Genomic DNA, 20,187 nt, shown 5'->3' with positions numbered 1-20,187 from the left:
CTATCGGCGGGCTCGGGTGCAAAGAGACTAACTCTTATCAAAAAAGCCACTCTCCGGGAACGGAATTTACAACTGAAGGCGTAATTGACAGAAGTTTCCTCTTCCGGCAGTCTTTGTGCCTGATATCTTTTCGATTCTTTTTATGAGGTGTGTATGGCGAAGATTTGGCAGAAGGGCTATGAGGTTGATTCTGTACTGGAAGAGTTCTCGGTGGGGCAGGATTATATTCTGGATCGGCAACTGGTAGCTGCAGATTGTGCCGGCAGCGTGGCTCATGCCCGCATGCTTGCCAAACAGGGCTATCTTAATTCCGCTGACGCAGAAGCCCTGGAGAAAGCACTGCAGGACATTTACCGACGCTTTCACGGCCAAGGGATCACCATCCCCAGAGAGCTTGAGGATGCTCACAGCGCCATTGAACAGCTGTTGATCGAAGAGACAGGCGATGCGGGCAAGCGAATCCATCTGGGAAGGTCGCGAAACGACCAGGTAATGACCATGCTCCGGCTGTACGGCCGGGAGTACCTTCTCAATATTCGTGAAGCCGCACTTGAGCTGATGGAAGAAATCCAGCGCTTTGCAGCCGACCATGAAATGGTTCCCATGCCCGGGCGCACTCACATGCAGATAGCGATGCCTTCCACCCTGGGGTTATGGGCGGCTGCCTACGCCGAAGAGCTTGCGGATTCGTATGAGCTTTTGAATACGGCGTACCGTTTATATGACCGTTCGCCCCTGGGCACCGCCGCCGGTTACGGGGTTCCGCTGAGTATTGACCGGGAGTACAGCGCTTCGCTCATGGGTTTTCCAGGGGTGCAAAATAATATTCAGGCAGTGCAGAACTCCCGGGGCAAACTGGAAGGGGCGGTGTGCGACGCTCTTAGCGCCGTGGTTCAGACCCTGAGCAAGGCGGCCCAGGATCTGATTCTCTTTTCTCTTCCCGAGTTCGGCTACGTTTCTTTGCCGGATGAACTGTGTACCGGATCATCCATTATGCCTCAAAAGAAAAACCCTGACGGCCTGGAGCTTCTGCGCTCCCGTGCTGCAAGCATGTACGGCTGGAGCAACCAGATTCATCAAATTATTGTGTCTCTTCCCGGTGGGTATAATCGGGATCTCCAGGATACGAAAGAACCGTTTCTCCGTTCACTTCAGACGGCACTGCCCGCTTTGAAAATCATGACTCTGAGTTTTCGTAAGCTGAAGGTCAATGAAGACCGGCTGAGGGCCGCCATCACGCCGGAAATTTTTGCCACCGATGAGGCAATTAAGCTTGTTGAACAGGGCATGAGTTTCCGGGACGCTTACCGCCAGGTGGGTACCAATCTGGACGGATTATCTGAGTATGATGTTGATGCACTGGTTCAAAACCGCAGATCCACCGGATATCCCGGAAATCTGGGGCTGGATGCCTTAAACCGGCGAATCTCTGAAGAGAAGCTGCTTCTCAAAGAGCTGCAGGCCGTTCATTACGGAGCAATCACCGGCCTGCTGGGAAAACCGGGCATGCTTATTCGTCGGGATTGATGCGTTGCCGCATGAGCCGGTATCCGATTAGAGCCAGCAATGTGATAATAAACGGAAGCCCCAGAAGCAGCCCTGGGGTATCAAGGAAGCGCTGAATTTCGTTGGCGAATATTTGGGTGAACGCAAAAAAGACCGCTGCAAAAAACATGGGGATAACTTTGCGGTTTCCCAAAAATATGATCACCAGGGCAATCCAGCCTTTTCCCGCGCTGAGGTTCGGCACATAACTTCCAAGGTAGAGAGCAATAAAACCGCCTGCCAGTCCGGCAAGAGCTGAAGATAAAATCAGTGCCGTGAAACGGTAGGCAGACACATCCGTTCCCATTTCAAGGGCAAGTTTATCGTTAAGGTGTATTTTGCTCAAACGAATTCCACGGATATGAAAATGGAGGAAAGCGGCGAAAGCCAAGGCAAGAATGAGAGCGGTAATAACGGATATCCACGCCACAGTCATTTTTATCTCAGGAGAAATGTTCAAGGGGACTACACCTTTACTTCCTATAATGATTTGACTGAGAAGGGGAATGAGGCCTATAGCAAGCAAATTTATTCCCAACCCCGCAATAAATACATTGGCCGAGAATTTGACATGAAGAGCTGCAATAATCAGACCTGATATTCCCCCCACTATGAGAGCTGCCAATAGCGCACTGGCAATGGATATTCCCGCACCGGGGAAGATAAGATAGGTCAGGGCGGAGAAAAAGGCTCCCAGAAGAATTGCTCCCTCCAGCCCGATATTTAGTCTGCCAGATAATTCGCTGAGTAGTCCTCCCAGAGCGGCAATGAAAAGGGGCGCAGTACTGAATAACGCGGTGAGCATAATACTCATGACACAGCTCCGTTTTCGCGCCCAGATTTATCCGGGACCCTGGAAGTAAAGGACAACGAGCCGCCCGTTTTCCGGCGAATCACAAAGTGGCCTGTGACTGTAAGAAACACCAGTGCCTGAATGAGGGCAGAGAGCTCGAAGCTGAAATTGGTATATACCATGGCCGCATTCGATGCGGTAATTAAATACGCGAAAACCAAGGATCCCAGGGGCAGCATTTCCCTGCGATTTCCCGCGATTAGACTCACGGCAATACCGTTCCACCCAATTCCGCTGGAGAATCCGAGAATGGCTGCATGACTTACCGCTGTAAGTGCAATAAACCCTGCAACGGCATGAAATAGAGCCGAGAGAACCATTCCCAGAATGACAATTCGCTTCACATTGATCCCGCTGTGACCGGCGAATTCCCTGTTTGCCCCGGTTACTTTGAATTCAAAACCAAGCTTGCTTCGGCGAAACCAGAATACCACCGCCAGCCATATTGCTATGGCGATGGGTATGCCCGCATGGATCCGCGGCAGAGATTCCAGGGCGGGGAGGCGGTACGCATCCGCCAGAGCCGGCATGCTGAGCAGATTGCTCTGTTGATCCCGCAGCGGACCGATAATTAAGCCGTCCATTAGAGGTATAATTGCTGAAGACAGGAGAAAACTGCTAATGAGGGGCTCGATATTCAATCTGGTCTTGAGAATACCGGAAATCCAGCCCAGAATTACAGCAACCAATACCGCACAGGCGAGGGCTAAAAGAAGAATGAGGGGAGTGAAACCGGGGATTTGAGGCACATACAGCAAAATCAATGCGGCAGCAAGCCCTCCTGCATAGCTTTGACCTTCGCCGCCCAGGTTGAAAGAACCTGATGAAAACGCAATGCTTACTCCCAGCCCGCTCAACAGCAGCAGAGAAGACAAGGATAAGAGCGAGCTTCCGTAATAGGAGTTGCTGAAGGGTGCGAGGAAAAACGCATTCATGGCCCGAAGAGGCTGATCCGTACCCAGGGTAATGAGAATTACAATAATCAGAGTGGATATTCCCAAAGGAATTGCGGCTTCCAGAATCCAGCGCCCGTTATTCGTCTTCAATGCAGCCTCCGCTGTGTATTCGGCTTGTCCGTCCATGGGTGGCTGGCCGTCTTTCGGCGTACGATGTAAGCTGTCCCTGTGTATGTTCATCTGGAGTCTGTCCCAAAAAATAGCGCTCCATGAGCTGGAGATTACCGTAATCTTTGGGCGAAGGGAATCTAAGCCGACCTTCGTGAAGTATGGCAACCCTGTCGCCCAGTTCTATGGCTTCGCCCAGTTCGCTGCTGATTACAAGGGCGGCGGCATTGGTTCCTACGCAGCTTCTGATATCTTCATAGAGTTTTTTTCTGTGCTGGGCATCCAGTCCCCAGCTGGGATCAGCAAGGATCAACAATGTGGGGGGGCTGGAAAGGGGAGAAAACAGCTCTCGGTGTAGAATCATTCTCTGTACCATTCCGCCGGAATATTCCTGACTTGGGCGCAGAAGATCCAAGTCGGAGGAAGCGAATACGTTCAGTATCTCCCCTTTTAATTGCTTCCAGGGTACCCTCTGTTCCCGGATCATGTGGATACCGATGTTTTCGAAACCACGCAGACTGCGGGCAAGACCAAAACGATTGCGCTGACTGGGAACAAAACGGATGCCCCGTTTTCGCAGTTCATCCATGTTTTTCAGTGAGAGGGCCTTGCCCCGATGACCTACCGACCCTCTCACTCGTCCGTGTCGGCCGCTAAGAAGACGCTCCAGCTGCTCCAGCCCCTCATCTCTAATACCGGTAATCGAGAGAATTTCGCCGGCTTCAATGGAAAAGGAGATATCCTGAAGGGGACATAGGTCGGGAAAATCTGCATATATATTGTGCAGTCGGAACACACTTTCCCCTTCTTCAACGGCATCCTGGCAGTTTGATACTTTTGGGGCGGATCGACGGATCGGAGCTGGGCTTTCAGCGCCGGTATCCGCTGTACTGCCTGCGAACATGGCGCGATGAATCGCATCCTGTTCATCCGGAGAATGGGTATGCGAAGAATATCCCCGGGAATGGGCGGCCAGTCTGCCGTTGCGGATGACCGTGTAGCTGCTTGAGAAGGGAAGGGCTTCTTCCAAACGATGGGTGATTACCGTTACATGCAGACCGTTGCCGACTTTCTCAGAAATATTTTCATAGAGGATATCCGCTTCCCGTTCAGATAAAACCGCAGTCGGTTCATCCAGTATCACCACTTCAGTATCATTCCTGTTCAGAAGAAGAGTTGCCGCATACAGATGCTGAAGGTTGCTGCTTGTGAGAGCCACTTGTTCATCCAGCGATTCCGGATTGAAAAATTCACCCAGAGATGTTTCCAGAATTGAACTGAGAATCCGCCTGCGGGACCCGGGAGTGCTCCAGGAAGGAACTCCGACGGATTTTTGACTGTAAATCAGCCAGAGGTACTCCTGAAAAGTGGTATCGGGAATGGATATAAGATGTTGATTCAGAAGCTGTACGGAACGAGAACCGGAAATTGTCCCGTTGCGCAGATTTTGCATACCCGCTATGCATGAAGCCAGGGTACTCTTGCCCGCCCCGTTTTCCCCGATGAGCAAGTGGAGCTCACCGGGGTAGAGATCCAGATATATTCCTGAAAGTACCTGCTTCGCACCGGGAAGATAGGAGAAACTGAGATCTCTGATTTTGATTAACGGCGCATGGTCTTCCAATGCCGGGGCCCGTTACCGAATTTGTATGCTGCCGTCGGCTATACCGCTGATCAGTTCATCCATCTGACGGCGGATATTTTCGGGTACGAAATTCCTGTATTCGTCATAATCCCGGGCGTAGTCCACGGCGTTTTCACGAATACCCACGTAGCGGGTATCGCCGTATTCCAGTTCGCCCCGAATGGCCCGGCCCACCATTTCACTGGTGAGTTTATCGATGTTTACTTTGCTGGAGCCAAGAACCGTGCCCGGTGCGTATTCGTATCCCGGAGAATCATACCAGAGAACATAGCTGCCTGCGGCTTCGGCGGCAGAAATAACTCCTTGGTTTCCGCTGCCTGCAATGGTGAGGATCACATCCGCACCTCCCCTTATCATGGAGTCTGCCAGTTCTCTGGCTTTTTCCGCATCGTACCAGTTCCCGAGAACCCGGATATCCACCTCCAAATCTGAAGAAGCTGCATCTCTGGCTCCCTGAATAAATCCCGGCTGTATTTCATTATTCATGACAGGGTACTCCTGTCCCGCAAGCAGACCTACTTTTGCCTCCGGGTTGGCACCATCCAGAGCTTCATGACCGGTTACCAGACCGGCGAAATATCCGGAAAGATAGGCCTGTTCAAACTGGTTCAGCATGACGGCTGCGGTGTCTTTCTGACCGCTGTTCTCCGCATCCATAACCAGGTATTTCTGCTCAGGAAAAAGAGGTTCAATATCGTTAATCAGGTCCGGAATTGAAGGGTTGGAGCTAACGATCAGATCGTAGGATCCGGTTGCGGTCAGGTTTCGAAGCTTTTCACCCCATTCTGCCTGGTTGTATCCTGCTTCAAATATCTTAACCGTAACTGCTTCAGGATCGCTTGCGGAATCGTTGGCCATATCCGCAGCATCCCGCACCCCTTTGGCTAAAAGCTCATAGGTGGGACTTCCCTGAATTTGTCCGGGAATAAATACGGCGATGGAGAATGTCTCATCATCAGTTTCCCCGCTGCCGGCGGCTTCGATTTCCATGCCGGGGATACACAGCATACATGCAACCATGATTCCAAATAATATATTAATTCTCTGAGTAGACCGTGCCATCCAAATCATACAGGGCTCCTTATCGTGTTGGTGGGACTTTCATGTGACTGTGTTTGAAAGATCCTCAGGAGCTTAAGATATAACCAAATACGGGTTATGAAAAGGGGTGAAAAATTATATAGTGGAGAGCAGCGGAGGCTCACATGGAAGGTATTTTCGCCCTGGATTTCGGAACATCATCTCTGAAAGCCGGCCTTATTGATCCCGGTGGGAAGATGCTCTGGAGCAGCTCCAGGGTGTTCCCCCAGGTCCCTGATTATCAGAATTGGCACAGCAACCAGTGGCTGTTTACCCTGGAACAGGTATTCTCGGAATTTTCCCGGGATCGGGAGAAATTGAATCTTGATTACCCTGAGGGGGTTGTGGTCAGCGGCAACGGTCCCACCATGGTGTTGTTAGGCAAGGACTACCGACGGCAGCGCAGGGGCAATTGGCCGGTTCTCCTGTGGATGACATCTCCCGATCAAACACTGGACGGTGAGCTGAGTTTTTATCTTCCTAAGCTGAATTTTGTGTCTTCTTCCCACCCGGAACTCATGGAGGAAACTGAAAAGGTCATGTCCGGTCCGGAATATATCTCCTGGGTGCTCAGCGGATCGGAGCATACCATCAGCCCCCATATCGAATTTCAGCCCTTTATCTGGACCGCAGACAGTATTCGAAATTATGGTTTCTCTCCTGACCTGTTTCCTCCCATTGTTCAGCCCGGGACAGTAAGCGGAGAAGTTGATGCAGTTGGAAGTGCCATTACCGGTCTTCCCACAGGCACTCCGGTTATTTCCGGTGGGTCCGACTTTTTTATGAGTCTTTTAGGAACAGGAGTAATAGAGGACGGGCTCGTCTGTGACAGGGCTGGTACTTCAGAAGGAATTAACTACTGCAGCTCTCGAAAAGTAGAAAACCCCCATCTGCGTACCCTTCCTCATATTATTGAAGGAAAATACAATGTGGCAGGGATTCTTTCCAGTACGGGCAGAATGTTTGAATGGTTTCGCACCTTTTCCCATCAGCGTTCCACCTCCTACCGGGAAATGATGGAGGCCATATCCCGTGTGTCACTGGATGCTCCCGCTCCATGGTTCTTTCCATCGGTCCATCAGGGAAGCAGTTGGGATTTCAAAGGGGGCATTTTCGCCGGTCTTCAGCCCGAGCACAGCAGTGCGGAACTGGGAAGAGCGGTGGTGCACGCCATAGGCTTCAGTATCCGTTCCGCACTTGAATATTTATCTGCAGATAACTGTACGGTGCATGAGATGCGCAGTTGTGGAGGTCAAGCAAAGAATCCTTTATGGTGCCAAATGAAGGCTGATATTACCGGGGTGCGTATCCTTGTGCCAAGTATCAAAGATGCTGAACTGAGCGGTTGTGCCGTACTTGGATATATAGCCCTGGGCAGATTTTCCGGAATTCCGGATGCGGTAGATGGCCTGGTTACCATTGAGCAGGTATATGAACCAGACCAAACGCGAAGCCGGCAATATGGAAAGAAATACATTGCTTGGCGTGAATCATATGAATATATTCAGGAAGCAGCGGTACACTTACCGTATCTGCAGAATGAAAGCGAAAACGGAGAACCCGGCGGGAGGTAGCTGACATGTTTGGAATTATGTTTTTCCCATTTGCAATTCTCGTACCGTTTTTGGTTATTTCCCTCACCTTCCGAATTGTGCGGATAATTTCCCAGCGCCATCTCCAGGAGCAGAGGCGAGGTTCTCCTCTGGCGGGAATTCTTCCTTCCAAAGCAAAACTGAAATCCAACGCCAGCGATGAGGAGTTCGAAGTCTACGTGTACCGCCTGGCATCCAAATCCGGAGGCATTCTGAGCTCCGCCCGGATAGTTGTGGATTCGGGACTTCCCATGAAAGAAGTGGATTCCCGTATGGCGTCCATGGTGGATAACGTACACGTCTGTATGGATGTGAAAGACAGCGGTCTCATCGAATACCGGTTTCCTGAGCTTACCGGCGAGGAATAATTCCCATGCTATGGCAAAGCAGCGGGGATCTGCGTTACACTTATTTACATGGGAAGGAAACCCCAGAGCGAAGAAGCTAAACAGCGTAAGATTGAATCCATTCTCAACTCCGCCCGGGAAATGATTCTGGAAAGCAGCTACGACGGTGTTAAGATATCCGAGCTGGCCCGGCGAAGCGGAATGGCGAAGGGTACCGTATTCCTCTATTTCTCAACAAAAGAAGAAATATTTTTTACCCTCTTCACCCAATTAATCAGAAACTGGTTCCACGGATTCGGCGAAGCGCTGGAAAGCCGGATGAACTCCGGCGTGACTATGGATGTGGAAGTTTTTCTCCGGGAATTGTTTGAATCCCTGAATGATACGCCTATTCTTCCAAGAATAATGGTTCTGCTCCACAGTCGAATTGCCCCGGGTTTGGGAACGTGGGAGATGTACAGCGATTTCCAGATTCAGATTCTTGATGCGGGGGGCGAACTTGTGGAGGCATACTTTCCGTTTCTGGAAAAAGGGTTGGGGGTTTCCGTATTCAGCCGCATATTGTCTTCCCTATCTAGTCTGGAAACATTCGGTGGAATTTGGTCGGAATTTGCCATGGCTTCAGCCCGCAGGATTCAGGATCCGCTTCTGGGGGATGCTTCTCTGCACGATGCGGACCGTGAGCAGTTATACGCCCTGGACTTTTATATTCACAGCGTCAGAAGAATTCTGAAAGGTTTTTCCATTCAGTAATCCGACCCCCGAAACGTTGGCGATGGGTGATCAGCTCCCGTATGTGAATAGTAATATCTACATGCTGAAAAGACGGTCAACGGCGATCATTACCCGGTTCGGGTCGAAGGGTTTCACAATAAAGTCTTTCGCCCCAATGCCTAAGGCGTTAAAAACCATTTTTTTCTGACCCACAGCGCTGACAATAATTATCCGCGCCTTCTGATCGAAGGAAAGCAGCTGTTCCAAAACCTGTATGCCGTCCACTCTCGGCATGGTGATATCCAGCGTAACAAAATCCGGGGTGCTGTTTTTATATAACTCCACAGCCTGTTCGCCGTTCTCTGCCTCTCCAATAACCTGATACTTTGGTTCCAGGATGTCCCTGAGCCGCATTCGCATGACAGCGGCATCGTCTACAATTAGTGCCGTTTTCATAGGATCTCCATAATCATCCTGCTTCGGCCAATGCAATGTTCACTTCCATTGTCCCGAACTGGGAAAGGAAATTGAGACTGACTGTGGGCAGGTTCAGAAAATCTATTCTCAGTGCCGGTCCGGTGAATACGGTGGGTGGCGTTATGCTGATCAACTTGTCTTCCCCGGCAAGATCTATGGACGCCATACCTGTTATCATATTGGCCAGTTCGCTTACTGCGCTGTGGGTCATCTTTCGCACTTCCGCCGGAAGCTTGTCCGGGAGCATGGCCTTACTTACCGATTCGGCAAAACTCTGATCCATGGAGTACACCACCTGTCCCCGTACCGGTCCAGTTACACCAATTATGATAGAAATGTGAAGGCTGGGCATGGGGCTGGTTTTTTTGGTCAAACTTTTTCGTGTAAGCTCGATCCCGATTTCCTTCCTGAATACTTTTACTGCGGAGGTAATGAAGGGGTTGGCAATTTGTGCCTTCATATCGTTCCATCCTTTATGGGCAGTTCAATGGTGAATGTCGTGCCCTTGTTCTGTTGGGACTTTACTTTGATATTTCCATTCAGTTTTTTTACTTCCTGCTTCACCGCGGCAAGCCCTACACCCTTCCCGGAAACATCCATGGTATTGGATGAGGTGCTGAATCCGCTGCGGAAAAGAACCTTAATCAGTTCCGATTTATTCGGTGTTTCGCCACTGCTTATTAGTCCCCGGTTATGCGCTTTTTTTGCAACTTTTGCATACTCTATTCCCCGTCCGTCATCGGAAAACTGAAGGATAATCGAAGAATTCTGCCGGGAAATTTTCAGTTCTATGCGGCCCTCCGGAGATTTCCCCAACTCTTCCCGTTCCAGGACCGATTCAATCCCATGATCGATCATATTCCGAATCAGATGGATGCAGCTTGAGCTGAAATCCCGGTATGTATCCGGGAGTACCATGAAATCTCCACCGTGGATCTCCAGGGGTTCGATTCTTTTTCCGAGTTTGGATGAAATATCCCGGCTCATGTGGGGGTATTGGGAAAAAAGGGTTTTCATAGGCACCTTATAGAATGTCTGAAGCGATGAAAGCAGCCGTGAGTCACTAGGATAGTATTCCCTGATATAGTTAATCAATTGCTGAAATTGCCTTCGGGGAACCTGCACCGAATCCACCCCTTGAAGCCAATCCTCCCCAAGGGTGTTTACAATATTTCTCAGTTCCTGAAAGTAGACTCTTTTCAGAGCGAGACCCGATCCGTGAAATTCCACCGGTTCTTCCAGGCTCAGCATATCCCCGATATATGTCTCAAGCTCGTCCACCAGTTGATGGGTATTATCAAAATGGAAAAAGGATAAATTTCCCCGGAACGTATGCAGGCTGTTTTGGAGGGTCCGGATTCTCGGAGGATCCTGGCTTTCTGTGGCAATAATGGAATCCAGCTGAAAAAAGATATCCTCAGCATCTCTGAGAAGATCTCTGAAGTAACTTTGATGACTGACTGCTGTGAAAATCATCTCCTTATTCCGCTCCTCTTTTTGGAGCTGAATATTCAATTCCTTGCTCTCGCTAATATCAGTGAGTCCGACGAGAACCCTGTCCGGTTCGATAAATCGGTAGACCACCCGGCTGAGTTTCTCCTGAATGACCATCTCCTCTTCGAGAAGATCAAAAACAACATCAGGCTGAGCCCTGTGACTGAAGAGTAAGTTCATACCCTGGGTGAAATCCTCCCTCTGGGATTCACTGTCAAAAAGCAGTTGGCGTACATCAAGCCCCCCAATTTCCATGCCAAAGAAATCCCTGCAGACACTGCTGTAATCGGGAAGGACCTTGAACCCCGGATCAAAGGTGAATACGGCCTGCCCGCTGATATCCAACATAACGCGGACAGATTTAGTCCGCTGCTGCACCCGGGTTTCAAGCTCTTTTCTCAATCGTTGGAGTCTGTCACGGGAAGCCCCGGTGAGAATACCAGGAACCAGCAATATAAGGGGTGCGGTGGAAATTATAATAATTAAACCGGTGACCGATACATCTGAGTATCTGGTAAGTAATACCGCGGTAATGGGAAAAAACCCGCCGAGCAGGAAGGAGATCAGGCCATATCGCCATTTGTATGTAGAGAATAGCTTACCGTCACGAATAAATAATATATTATAGAGCTATTTTAAAAATGTCAAACCTAAACTGTGTTGCCATCATGCTGGTACCGGGGTATAGTCCGGAAATATGCAAAAGCAGATTTTTCTCATGCTCGCCGCAAGCCTGAGCTTTGCCGTCATGGGCGTGTTTGTCCGTGAAGCCCAAACCACCCATGTTATATGGAAGGTGTTTTTCCGAAACCTGGTTGTCAGCATGCTCATACTCGCCTCCATGCGTCCATCACGCTGGCATCTGCTGTTGGGGCAGCCCCAGAACCGCCCCAAACTGCTCATCCGGGGCATTTCCGGTACCCTGGGTGTACTGGGGTTCTTCATCGGGTTGACCTACCTGCCTTTGGCAAATGCATCGCTGCTCAATCGGCTGAATCCGTTCTTTGTGGCGCTGTTCAGTTTCTTTCTTCTGTCACAGACTTTAAATGTAAAGCAGATTATTTCCATGGTTCTGGCATTTACCGGAGCAGTTTTCATTATTAACCCGGCGGGGACCTATCAACTTCTTCCCAGCCTTGCCGCCCTCGGTTCCGCCGCCTTCGCCGCCCTGGCTTATACGGTCATCCGGATGCTCGGCGATGCCGAGGATCCACGAGCCATTATGATCTATTTTGCAGGGATCAGCTGTATTTCCGCCGTGCCGTTTCTGGTGATTTTTCGCCCCCCTTTGGTGGTGGGTGAACTCTGGGCCCTTCTGGGAATCGGAGTGTTCGCCGGGTTAGGGCAGGCGCTTCTCACCCTTGCATACCGGGGAGGGCATGCAGCAACAATTTCTGTGTATGGATATTCCAATGTTGTTTTTGCTGGTATTCTGGGATTCTTCATATATCATGAGACCGGGAGCGTTGAATTTTATGCCGGAGCCGCCCTGGTTGCTCTCAGTCTGCTAATTCTCTATATCAGGAGGGGAAATCGTGAAGCCACTTGAAATCAGAATTATCATCACCGGGGGAACCTTCGATAAGGAATACGATCCGCTTAAGGGTGAGTTGAGTTTCAAAGACTCCCATCTGCCGGGAATTCTAAAAACCGTACGCTGCACAGTAAATACATCATTGGAAATAAATGAACTCACCGACAGCCTGGACATGACAGATGAGCACAGGGAGGAAATTGCGAAATCCTGTCTGGCAAGTCCCCAGGATCGGATCGTGATTACCCACGGGACGGATACAATGACCGTCACCGCAGAATATCTTCAGAAGCGTTTCCGGGAAGAAGGGGTAAGCCGCACCGTGGTGTTCACCGGGGCAATGGTACCCTATTCGGTTAACGGCTCTGATGCGCTGTTCAATCTGGGCGCAGCCCTTAGCGCAGCCCAGCTGCTCAACGAAGGGATATATATTTGTATGAATGGAAGGGTTTTTCAGGCAGGAGAGGTTATAAAAGACCGCTCTAAAGGAATTTTCACAGAAGAGGACGGCTGAAGCCTGGAGCCGGTATCGGCTTCAAACTTCCTGTACGTCCCGGATTATAGTGGCTGAAACCAGGAGTCCGGGTCGGAATACGGTGGTACGGTTTCGTCCTCTGGACTTGCTTTCATACAGCGCAACGTCAGCCTGTCGAAGCAGTTCTTCCCCGTCAACCGCATTGAGAACATGCACCGATGAACATCCGAGACTTGCGGTAACAGACAATTCATGTCCGTCGTAGTTCACCGTTTCACTTGAAATTGCAATCCTCAGCCGCTCTGCAATCCTCCATGTCTGCCGACGATTGGTGTTGGGCAGGAGCACGGTGAACTCCTCTCCTCCGAAACGAGCGGCCACGTCTGTGCGTCTCAGCGTGTGGTTGAGAGCGGATGCTATCCGCTGTATTACCATATCACCTGCAAGATGTCCGTAATTGTCGTTGAATCTTTTAAAATGATCGATATCCAGGACTATCAGTCCCAAGCCCAGAGAGTAGTCTTCTGCTATTTCAATCTCCTCATTCAGGCGTTTCATGAAGAAGATATGATTGTACAAATGGGTTTTTGAATCGGTAACAGCGCTGAGATAATGAATGTTATTCTGAATGGAGATTGAGGTGAAGTTCATTAATCGGTCGATGTAATGAATTTCTTCTTCCGTGTAATGATTTTCCAGAATCTTTGAACTGATGAGGATGATTCCATACAAACCGTTCAAACCCACGATGGGGACAATAATTTCCGGTTGAAAATTTCGTAATTTGTCGGTTATCTCAGGACATTGAAACTGAAATTCAAACAGTTCAAAATGAATGGTTCGAGGATACTTCACAAAGAAATCCTCAAAGGGTTCTAAAGATGAAAGTTCAATCTTGAACTTATGAGGCCTGAGATTTTGATACCCGTAAAATTGGGGCCGGGCGTTTCGATCCTGAAGGATGAAAATCAGTTTACCGGGAATGAAATTGTCAGAAATAGAGTCGATCACATAATCGAGAAGACTTTCCAGATTGGTTTTCGAAAAAATAACTGTTGCCTGTTTCAACAGCTGTTCCAGTTCGCTGATTCGTTTTTTATGACTGTCTATTTCGCGGAAAACACCAATTTGCTGGAGGAGTGTATAGTTTTCAATAACCTTGGGATTGCTGCTGAATTCTCTGTACATTAGTTATCGCTTATTGAAGATGGCATTCATCGATTAATGATCGTGATGATGTCCGGTCTCATCATGAACATGGCCATGATCCATCTCTTCTTCCGTTGCATCCCGTATATCAAGCACCTCTGCTTCAAAATGGATATCGACTCCAGCCAGGGGGTGATTAGCGTTGATGATAACCTGATCATTCTGAACATCTTCAATAACACAGTATCGGATTTCGCCCCGCACTTCCGCTTCGAACTCCAGACCCTTTTGTAATTCATCATCCTCGATATTTATATCTTTTTTATTGATGGTGAATACCAAATCATCGCTGTAATTGCCGAACGCTTTTTCTGCAGGTATATGTTCATCCACCGCATCGCCCACCGATTTACCGTTCAGACTGGATTCTATTCCCGGGGCAAGAAATTCGGTACCGTGAATATAGGGCAAATCTCCGTTTTGCTCGGAGCTGTCCAGTACAGTTCCATCTTCATCGCTCATTTTGTAGGATATGGTAACTACTTTGTGGGTATCAACCTTCATGCCTCTCTCCTTATTTTTTGAATTTTTCATACCATTGTTCGAAGTCGGTACAACTCAGCGGTTTGCTGTAGTAGAAGCCCTGCGCATCCTTACATCCAAGGTTTCTGATAAACTCCAGCTGACCTTCGGTTTCAATGCCCTCCGCAATTGTCAGGATTCCCAGATTATTCGCCATGCTGACAATCAAACCGCTGATAGTCCGGGCTTTTTCATCATGTTCCACGTTCATTACAAATGACCGGTCAACTTTTAACCGCTGAATCGGGAGCCTGAGCAGGTAATTCAATGAGGAATATCCGGTTCCGAAATCATCAATGGAGAGGGCAAACCCAATGGCGTTCAACTCCTCAAGCAGTTTAATGGTGGATTCGACCTCATTCATGAGGGTGCTTTCGGTTATTTCCAGCTCAAACCGCGAAGCATCCATTTCTTCTTCCCGTAGAATCTGCTTGAGACTGGGGATGAAATCCGGGTCGCTGAATTGCCGTACAGATACATTAATGGCTATCTTGAAATCGAGAATACCGTTTTCCAGCCATGTTTTCGCCTGTCTGCAGGATTTTCTGAATACCTGTTTGCCAATATCGATAATTACACCGGTTGATTCGGCCACCGGGATGAACTGACCAGGAGAAATAATCGAACCGTCGGGTTTAACCCAGCGAACCAGACTCTCAACGCCTGTGAGCTTGTTGGAGCTGAGATCCACTTGAGGCTGATAGTACACGACAAATTCGTCACGTGCCAATGCAGGGTGCAGATCTTTTGTAATTTCCAGCCGTTGTTCCGCTGCGTGGGCCATATCTTCCGAATAGTACATGAAGGAAGCACCTGTGGTGAGCTTTGCAATCTTCATGGCCATATCGGCATTTTTCAATACTGCAAAACTCTGGCCATGCAGAGATTCCACCGGTGCCAATCCAAGGGTCGCGCCAATAGGGAAGGGTGTATTTTTGATTACAAAGGGTCTGTCAAAAGGTCTGAGTAAATCTTCAGGAACCATTTTATTCTCCGGCCCCAGAAGTCCGAAGGTATCTCCTCCAATCCTTGCGATCAGGAGGTCCCCGGGAAGGCTGTTGGCGAGGCGGTCTGCAATAGCCTGAATAAGCAGGTCTCCGTTCTTATGCCCCAGGGCATTATTTACAGCAGAAAAATTATCAATATCCAGCACACCCAGCATATAGTTCGCATGTTTGGAACCGAGCTTATTCACTTCAAGGAGAAATCTCGTCCTGTTGGGAAGCCGGCTCAGCTGATCAAAATATGCATATTGATTCAGCTGGGTTATGAGATTGATATTGCTGAACCCCACACCAATGCTTACAGCAAAAACTTCAATAAGACTTTTTGCCACCTGGTCAATCGGGCCTGATGTATCCAGATAGAGACAGCCCCGCTTGCCCTCATTGTCGAAAAAAACCGCCACAGATTTGTCTGAAAATAGGGAAGCCTGTTGGTCTATACAGCGTTCAACCTCTTCTTTAATGGAAACCTGGGGAATGTCGTTAATTGACTGATTCAGGTTATCGCTGTATTTGCCTTCAGCTCCTGAAACATACATGTGCCGGTAATTACCGCCGTTGCCTATAGACCGCATCTCTATCACCACCAGACCATGAACAGACTCAATATTTAAAAGTTTCGCCGTGTATTTGATGATGTCTGCGGAGTAGTATTCATGATCACGGGTATTGAAGATGTGGTTTGTAGCTTCGATGATGGTTCGCATACCGATCTCACCCCGTTGAATTTTATGAACCTGTTGGTAGCTTCGTACTGCGGTTGTTAATGCAGTAATGAGGCGGGTTCTGGTGAGTTCAGATTTCATGCGGTAATCATTAATATCGTAATTTTGTATTACCTCAAGCTCTGGAGCGTATCCGGGTTGACCGGTACGGAGTATGATTCTTGGGGCGTCCAGTTTCAATTCTGTGCGTATGATCTTTGCAAGCTCAAGACCGGAATTGTCATGTTCCATAACCACATCAAGGAGAATAACCGCAATATCCGCCTCTTTCTCCAGAATCTCTCTGGCTTCTGCTGCGGAGTAGGCGTGGACAAATTGAAGCGGACGATCCAGTATTCTGATATCTGAAAGAGCCAGTGATGTGACTTTATGAACCTGATCGTCGTCGTCCACCACCAGTATTTTCCACGGCAGTCCCTGCCCCCAGGTGTGCTCATGTTCATTTTCAGAATTGAATACCAGTAAATCGTCCATGGATGCAGTCTTTGCTGACAAGAATTATCCTCCTTGAAGCTTCTTTGACAGTCTTGCCAATTATACTATCAGTCTAATAGAAAAACCTGTGAATTACTATGATATCCTTGTACTTAGGATCGCTGTGTCGGTATGAATATAGCATCAGGTATTGTCAGGGGTTATTTCAGATAATATTGAATCGATATCCTCCTGGTTCACATCGTCCTTTCTTTCATAGGCTAATTCTTCGTTTACTCCCCGCAGTTTGGAAAGCATTCCGAAAATAATCATGAACATAAATTTAACTGCGGCCTTGGGTTTTTTATTGATACTTTTCAAAAAACCCTGCCGGGTAATCTGCACAAGCCTCACCCTGTCCTGGGCAATAATGCTTGCGGTTCGCTCAGTGTTGCTGAAAAGCCCGGCTTCACCGAATATTTCCCCCGGACCCAGGGTTGTTATATAGACATGTTTTTCACCGCTTCCCACTTCCACTGAGACATTTCCATCTATTACCAGATATAAATTTTGGTCTATCTCATGTTCTTCTATTACAGATTCTCCGGGACTGAATTCATATGTGGATGCAAAGTCCAGGATGGAGTCGATTTCATCAGCCTGGAGATGAGTTCCCAACGAGGATTCATTGAGAGCTTCACGGATTCGTTCATGTTCCAGATCTATCTTTTTCATATCCATGAGTATAATAGAGAAAAGATGAAAAATCATCGGATTTCGTGGAGGATTCATTCATGATCATCAAATTCGGGAAGTGTTTTTCGGCTTTCAGCTCCCAGCTCCTTCAGTTCAGCAGCCCGTTTGACGAGGTTGCCTTTGCCCGTTGAGAGCTTGTTCATGGAGGCTTCCCAGCTTTTCCCCGCATCCTGAATCTTGGCTCCTACGCTCTGCAGATCCCGGAGAAACCCTTCGAACTTATCGTGAAGTGCACCCGCTTTTTCCGCTATAATTCGTGCATTGCGATACTGCCGGTCTCCCTTCCACATTTGCTCAATAATCCGGAGAGAAAGATAGAGACTTCCCGGGCTGACTAAAACAATTCGTCGCTGTAAGGCTGTCTGAAATAAGCCTGGATCGCTATGAAGAGCAGATGCCAAAGCCGCTTCAACCGGAACAAACATCAGAATAAAGTCCGGACTGTGAATTTCGGGAATTTTTTCATACGCCTTGGCATCCAGGGATTTCAGGTGGCGGTGAATGCTTTCCACATGTTTGCGGCTGTGAGCTTCCCGTTCATCTTCGGTAAGGGCATTCAAACTTCGCTCGTAGGAAAGCAGACTCGCTTTGGCATCAATGATGACCATGCGTTCACCGGGAAGCTGTACAACTGCATCCGGCCGCACGCGGTTTCCCTCTGCGGCAACGAATTCCTTCTGTAGATAAAATTCCCGGCCTTCCTTCAACCCTGAACTTTCCAGTACCCGTTTCAGAACCAATTCGCCCCAGCTGCCCAGGGTTTTGTTGCTGCCTTTTAAAGCTTCTGTGAGATCCCGGGTTTCGCTGCTCATCTGCTGGTTCAGCTCCATGAGTTGTTCCAGCTCTTTTCTGAGAAATCCCCGTTCCTGGGCATCCTGACTGCGTATCTGCTGTAAATGGCTGCGGAACTGGCCCAACTGCTGCTCAAGGGGCCTAAGAATTCCACCCAGCTGGCGGGTGTTTTCTTCGTGAAGCTGTTTCTGCCGCTGTTCGAGTACTCCGGCAGCGGCTTCTTTGAATTCTCTGAGCAGCTCTGCTCTGCTCTGTCTGAGCTGTTCCAATTCCCTGCCGTAATGTTCGGTATCAGCCTGGAGTTTGCTCATGAAGGCCGCTTTCTCCTCCCGCAGCCTGCCGTTTTCATCTCTGAGGACCCGCAGTTCCTTTTTGTTCTCTCCCTGGGAGCTTTTTTTCCAGAGTATGGCTCCCAAGAGCAGGCCGCTTAAAAGACCGGTGAAGAATACCGTAAGGGTGAATGCAATATTGATATCGAAATTCATTTAGGGAAACAGTATCTCCAGAGTGAATTCGGGAGTGGCCTCAATAACCGCACCGGCATCTCCAAGGGTATCCGTATCGGAAAAATCCCAAATGAATTTTGCCCCAAGTTTGGCGAAGCTGAAAAACTCAAGGTAGAGCTCGGTCTCCAGAAGCGTGGTTCCATGATAAATTTTATAGGGCATATCGGCGATTACATCCTGGTTTTCATATGTCCCTGTCTGGGCATCCCAGCTGGCTTTATCATCCATAAAATTCAAAAACATGGGGTTTTCGGAGAATTCATTCTGAAATTCATGACGGATCCGGCTGTTCCAAAAGGTCTTGATAAACTTCCACTCCGGCAGCTGGGAGTAGAAACCGACCGATGCCACTGACTGGAATCGTCGGGTGAATCCGTCCCCTTTGAATTCCAGAGGGTCGGCGCTTCTCAACTCCAAGGGTATCCGTCCGTTTTTTCCCAGCCTGTCGTACCAACGAAGGGAAAAACGGCTGCCGAGATATGCCGAGAATCGGTTATCTTCCAATTCAGGCGCTATATCAAAGAGAGGTTCATCCATAATCAGATCCAGACCGGTATGGTAATATCCGGCGGTAATGCCCTCCACCGGTGAAAAATCGATCCCCTCGGAGCTGTGTCCCGGATCTATAGATGGATTGAGAAACCCGGGGGCCAGGGAGAAAAAGATATCGGCTGAATATCCTTCCCTGATTCCGTGATCAACCGATTCATTTGGATTGTCATGAAGATTCCAGGAGGCTTCCAGTGTTATTTGGTTGATCAGATATTGAAGTCTGTCCGGTTCATTGGAGAGAAAAATCAGCTGGTTCTTTTCCATTACATCGTTTGCGTCGGAAAGCATCTGCTCATCGCTGAAGTTTCGGACATATCTTCCGTCGTAGATCAGGCCCAGTTTCAAGGGGCTTACACCATCCACCCGAACCGGCATCTGCTGTTGAATCCCCACTCCCCAGTTGCTGCGAAGCTGGGCGTATTCACCGGTGAATGTCTGCTCAACCTGGATTTCATCCTGAGAAGAAAAATCATTGAGACTTGTGTATGTCTCATCGCCCAAAAGGTCCGGATCGATAAGGCCGCCGGATATCAGTGTTTCACCGTGTCCCGGAAGACGGCTCTCTATAAGGCCGATGCTTGCATCGGAAAGAAGAAAATACTGGCGTTCATCCAGTCCCAACCCGGCTTTGAGTAACAGCTGGGTGTTCTCACCCTGAATCAGATTGAACCCCCGGTAGTCGAATATCAGCTCCGCTCCTGAGGGGATGTGGATCCCTGCAGCTTTCAGAACACTCGGATACCAGGGAACCCGATCCGCATTGTAAAAATAGATATGGTCAAGGCTGAATTCTAATTCATCAGCCCCCGCGGTTCCCGCTGCAGCCAGCAGAAGGGCTGTCAGTATATACACGAAACGTTTCATATAGGTTCTCCTCAAGATGTAGT

19 protein-coding genes are annotated in these 20,187 nt (G+C 48.9%); 6 read left to right on the top strand and 13 right to left on the bottom strand.

All coding sequences use genetic code 11. The annotated features are described in order from the left end of the window. Positions 1-153 precede the first annotated feature (153 nt). Positions 154-1,527, top strand: coding sequence for an argininosuccinate lyase (argH, locus tag AC52PS_RS11005; RefSeq protein ID WP_495563112.1), 1,374 nt, complete (start codon positions 154-156; stop codon positions 1,525-1,527). On the opposite strand, the gene AC52PS_RS11000 is transcribed toward argH, so the two are convergent. From AC52PS_RS11000 to AC52PS_RS10985, 4 genes are read right to left on the bottom strand one after another with little or no spacing between them, the layout of a single operon-like run. Beyond that, positions 1,511-2,359 (bottom strand): ABC transporter permease subunit, encoded by an 849-nt coding sequence (locus AC52PS_RS11000; RefSeq protein WP_495563111.1) that lies wholly within the window; start codon positions 2,357-2,359, stop codon positions 1,511-1,513. The two genes, argH and AC52PS_RS11000, sit on opposite strands and share 17 nt — an antisense overlap. Further along, a complete protein-coding gene (locus AC52PS_RS10995; RefSeq protein WP_495563110.1) occupies positions 2,356-3,444 on the bottom strand; it encodes an ABC transporter permease in 1,089 nt (362 codons plus the stop codon). The genes AC52PS_RS11000 and AC52PS_RS10995 overlap by 4 nt, the downstream gene beginning before the upstream one ends. After that, positions 3,431-5,086, bottom strand: coding sequence for an ATP-binding cassette domain-containing protein (locus tag AC52PS_RS10990; protein WP_495563109.1), 1,656 nt, complete (start codon positions 5,084-5,086; stop codon positions 3,431-3,433). The genes AC52PS_RS10995 and AC52PS_RS10990 overlap by 14 nt, the downstream gene beginning before the upstream one ends. Before the next feature lie 12 nt (positions 5,087-5,098). After that, entirely contained in the window at positions 5,099-6,127 is a 1,029-nt protein-coding gene (locus AC52PS_RS10985; RefSeq protein WP_495563108.1) for a BMP family ABC transporter substrate-binding protein, read from the bottom strand. A gap of 185 nt (positions 6,128-6,312) precedes the next feature. On the opposite strand from AC52PS_RS10985, the gene AC52PS_RS10980 reads away from it, so the two are divergent. From AC52PS_RS10980 to AC52PS_RS10970, 3 genes are read left to right on the top strand one after another with little or no spacing between them, the layout of a single operon-like run. Next, positions 6,313-7,761, top strand: coding sequence for a xylulokinase (locus tag AC52PS_RS10980; RefSeq protein WP_495563107.1), 1,449 nt, complete (start codon positions 6,313-6,315; stop codon positions 7,759-7,761). Between the two features lie 5 nt (positions 7,762-7,766). Next, positions 7,767-8,147 (top strand): hypothetical protein, encoded by a 381-nt coding sequence (locus AC52PS_RS10975; RefSeq protein ID WP_495563106.1) that lies wholly within the window; start codon positions 7,767-7,769, stop codon positions 8,145-8,147. A gap of 48 nt (positions 8,148-8,195) precedes the next feature. Beyond that, positions 8,196-8,879 carry a TetR/AcrR family transcriptional regulator gene (locus tag AC52PS_RS10970; RefSeq protein ID WP_495563105.1) on the top strand — a complete coding sequence of 228 codons (684 nt, stop codon included), beginning with the start codon at positions 8,196-8,198 and terminating at the stop codon, positions 8,877-8,879. Between the two features lie 57 nt (positions 8,880-8,936). Here the strand turns inward: AC52PS_RS10970 and AC52PS_RS10965 are convergent, their stop codons facing one another. Genes AC52PS_RS10965 through AC52PS_RS10955 form a run of 3 tightly spaced genes read right to left on the bottom strand, consistent with a single transcriptional unit; the run spans position 8,937 to position 11,213 of the window. Further along, a complete protein-coding gene (locus AC52PS_RS10965) occupies positions 8,937-9,296 on the bottom strand; it encodes a response regulator (protein ID WP_495563104.1) in 360 nt (119 codons plus the stop codon). Positions 9,297-9,309: 13 nt separating this feature from the next. Then, positions 9,310-9,777: a chemotaxis protein CheX gene (locus AC52PS_RS10960; protein ID WP_495563103.1), complete on the bottom strand. Its 468-nt coding sequence runs from the start codon at positions 9,775-9,777 to the stop codon at positions 9,310-9,312. Then, entirely contained in the window at positions 9,774-11,213 is a 1,440-nt protein-coding gene (locus AC52PS_RS10955) for an ATP-binding protein (protein ID WP_495563102.1), read from the bottom strand. The genes AC52PS_RS10960 and AC52PS_RS10955 overlap by 4 nt, the downstream gene beginning before the upstream one ends. A 295-nt stretch (positions 11,214-11,508) precedes the next feature. Between AC52PS_RS10955 and AC52PS_RS10950 the strand changes: the two genes are divergently transcribed. Then, positions 11,509-12,360, top strand: coding sequence for a DMT family transporter (locus tag AC52PS_RS10950; protein WP_495563101.1), 852 nt, complete (start codon positions 11,509-11,511; stop codon positions 12,358-12,360). Further along, the gene (locus AC52PS_RS10945) at positions 12,347-12,859 is read left to right on the top strand and encodes an asparaginase domain-containing protein (protein ID WP_495563100.1); all 513 of its coding nucleotides are present in this window, start codon (positions 12,347-12,349) and stop codon (positions 12,857-12,859) included. The genes AC52PS_RS10950 and AC52PS_RS10945 overlap by 14 nt, the downstream gene beginning before the upstream one ends. 21 nt (positions 12,860-12,880) lie before the next feature. On the opposite strand, the gene AC52PS_RS10940 is transcribed toward AC52PS_RS10945, so the two are convergent. From AC52PS_RS10940 to AC52PS_RS10915, 6 genes are all read right to left on the bottom strand, one after another. Beyond that, positions 12,881-14,008: a GGDEF domain-containing protein gene (locus tag AC52PS_RS10940; RefSeq protein ID WP_495563099.1), complete on the bottom strand. Its 1,128-nt coding sequence runs from the start codon at positions 14,006-14,008 to the stop codon at positions 12,881-12,883. A gap of 33 nt (positions 14,009-14,041) precedes the next feature. Continuing rightward, positions 14,042-14,533 (bottom strand): FKBP-type peptidyl-prolyl cis-trans isomerase, encoded by a 492-nt coding sequence (locus AC52PS_RS10935; RefSeq protein WP_495563098.1) that lies wholly within the window; start codon positions 14,531-14,533, stop codon positions 14,042-14,044. A gap of 10 nt (positions 14,534-14,543) precedes the next feature. After that, positions 14,544-16,775, bottom strand: coding sequence for a bifunctional diguanylate cyclase/phosphodiesterase (locus AC52PS_RS10930; protein ID WP_495563097.1), 2,232 nt, complete (start codon positions 16,773-16,775; stop codon positions 14,544-14,546). A gap of 123 nt (positions 16,776-16,898) precedes the next feature. Continuing rightward, complete coding sequence (locus AC52PS_RS10925) at positions 16,899-17,429, bottom strand: cyclic nucleotide-binding domain-containing protein (RefSeq protein ID WP_495563096.1); 531 nt, start codon at positions 17,427-17,429, stop codon at positions 16,899-16,901. Positions 17,430-17,482: 53 nt separating this feature from the next. Next, positions 17,483-18,727 (bottom strand): DNA recombination protein RmuC, encoded by a 1,245-nt coding sequence (locus tag AC52PS_RS10920; protein ID WP_495563095.1) that lies wholly within the window; start codon positions 18,725-18,727, stop codon positions 17,483-17,485. Further along, positions 18,728-20,164 (bottom strand): hypothetical protein, encoded by a 1,437-nt coding sequence (locus tag AC52PS_RS10915; protein ID WP_495563094.1) that lies wholly within the window; start codon positions 20,162-20,164, stop codon positions 18,728-18,730. It abuts the gene before it with no gap. Positions 20,165-20,187: the final 23 nt, after the last annotated feature.

The organism is Salinispira sp. (genome assembly GCF_059431795.1).
Note: the sequence above shows the minus strand (reverse complement) of the source record. Positions and strands in the feature narration are given on the sequence as shown.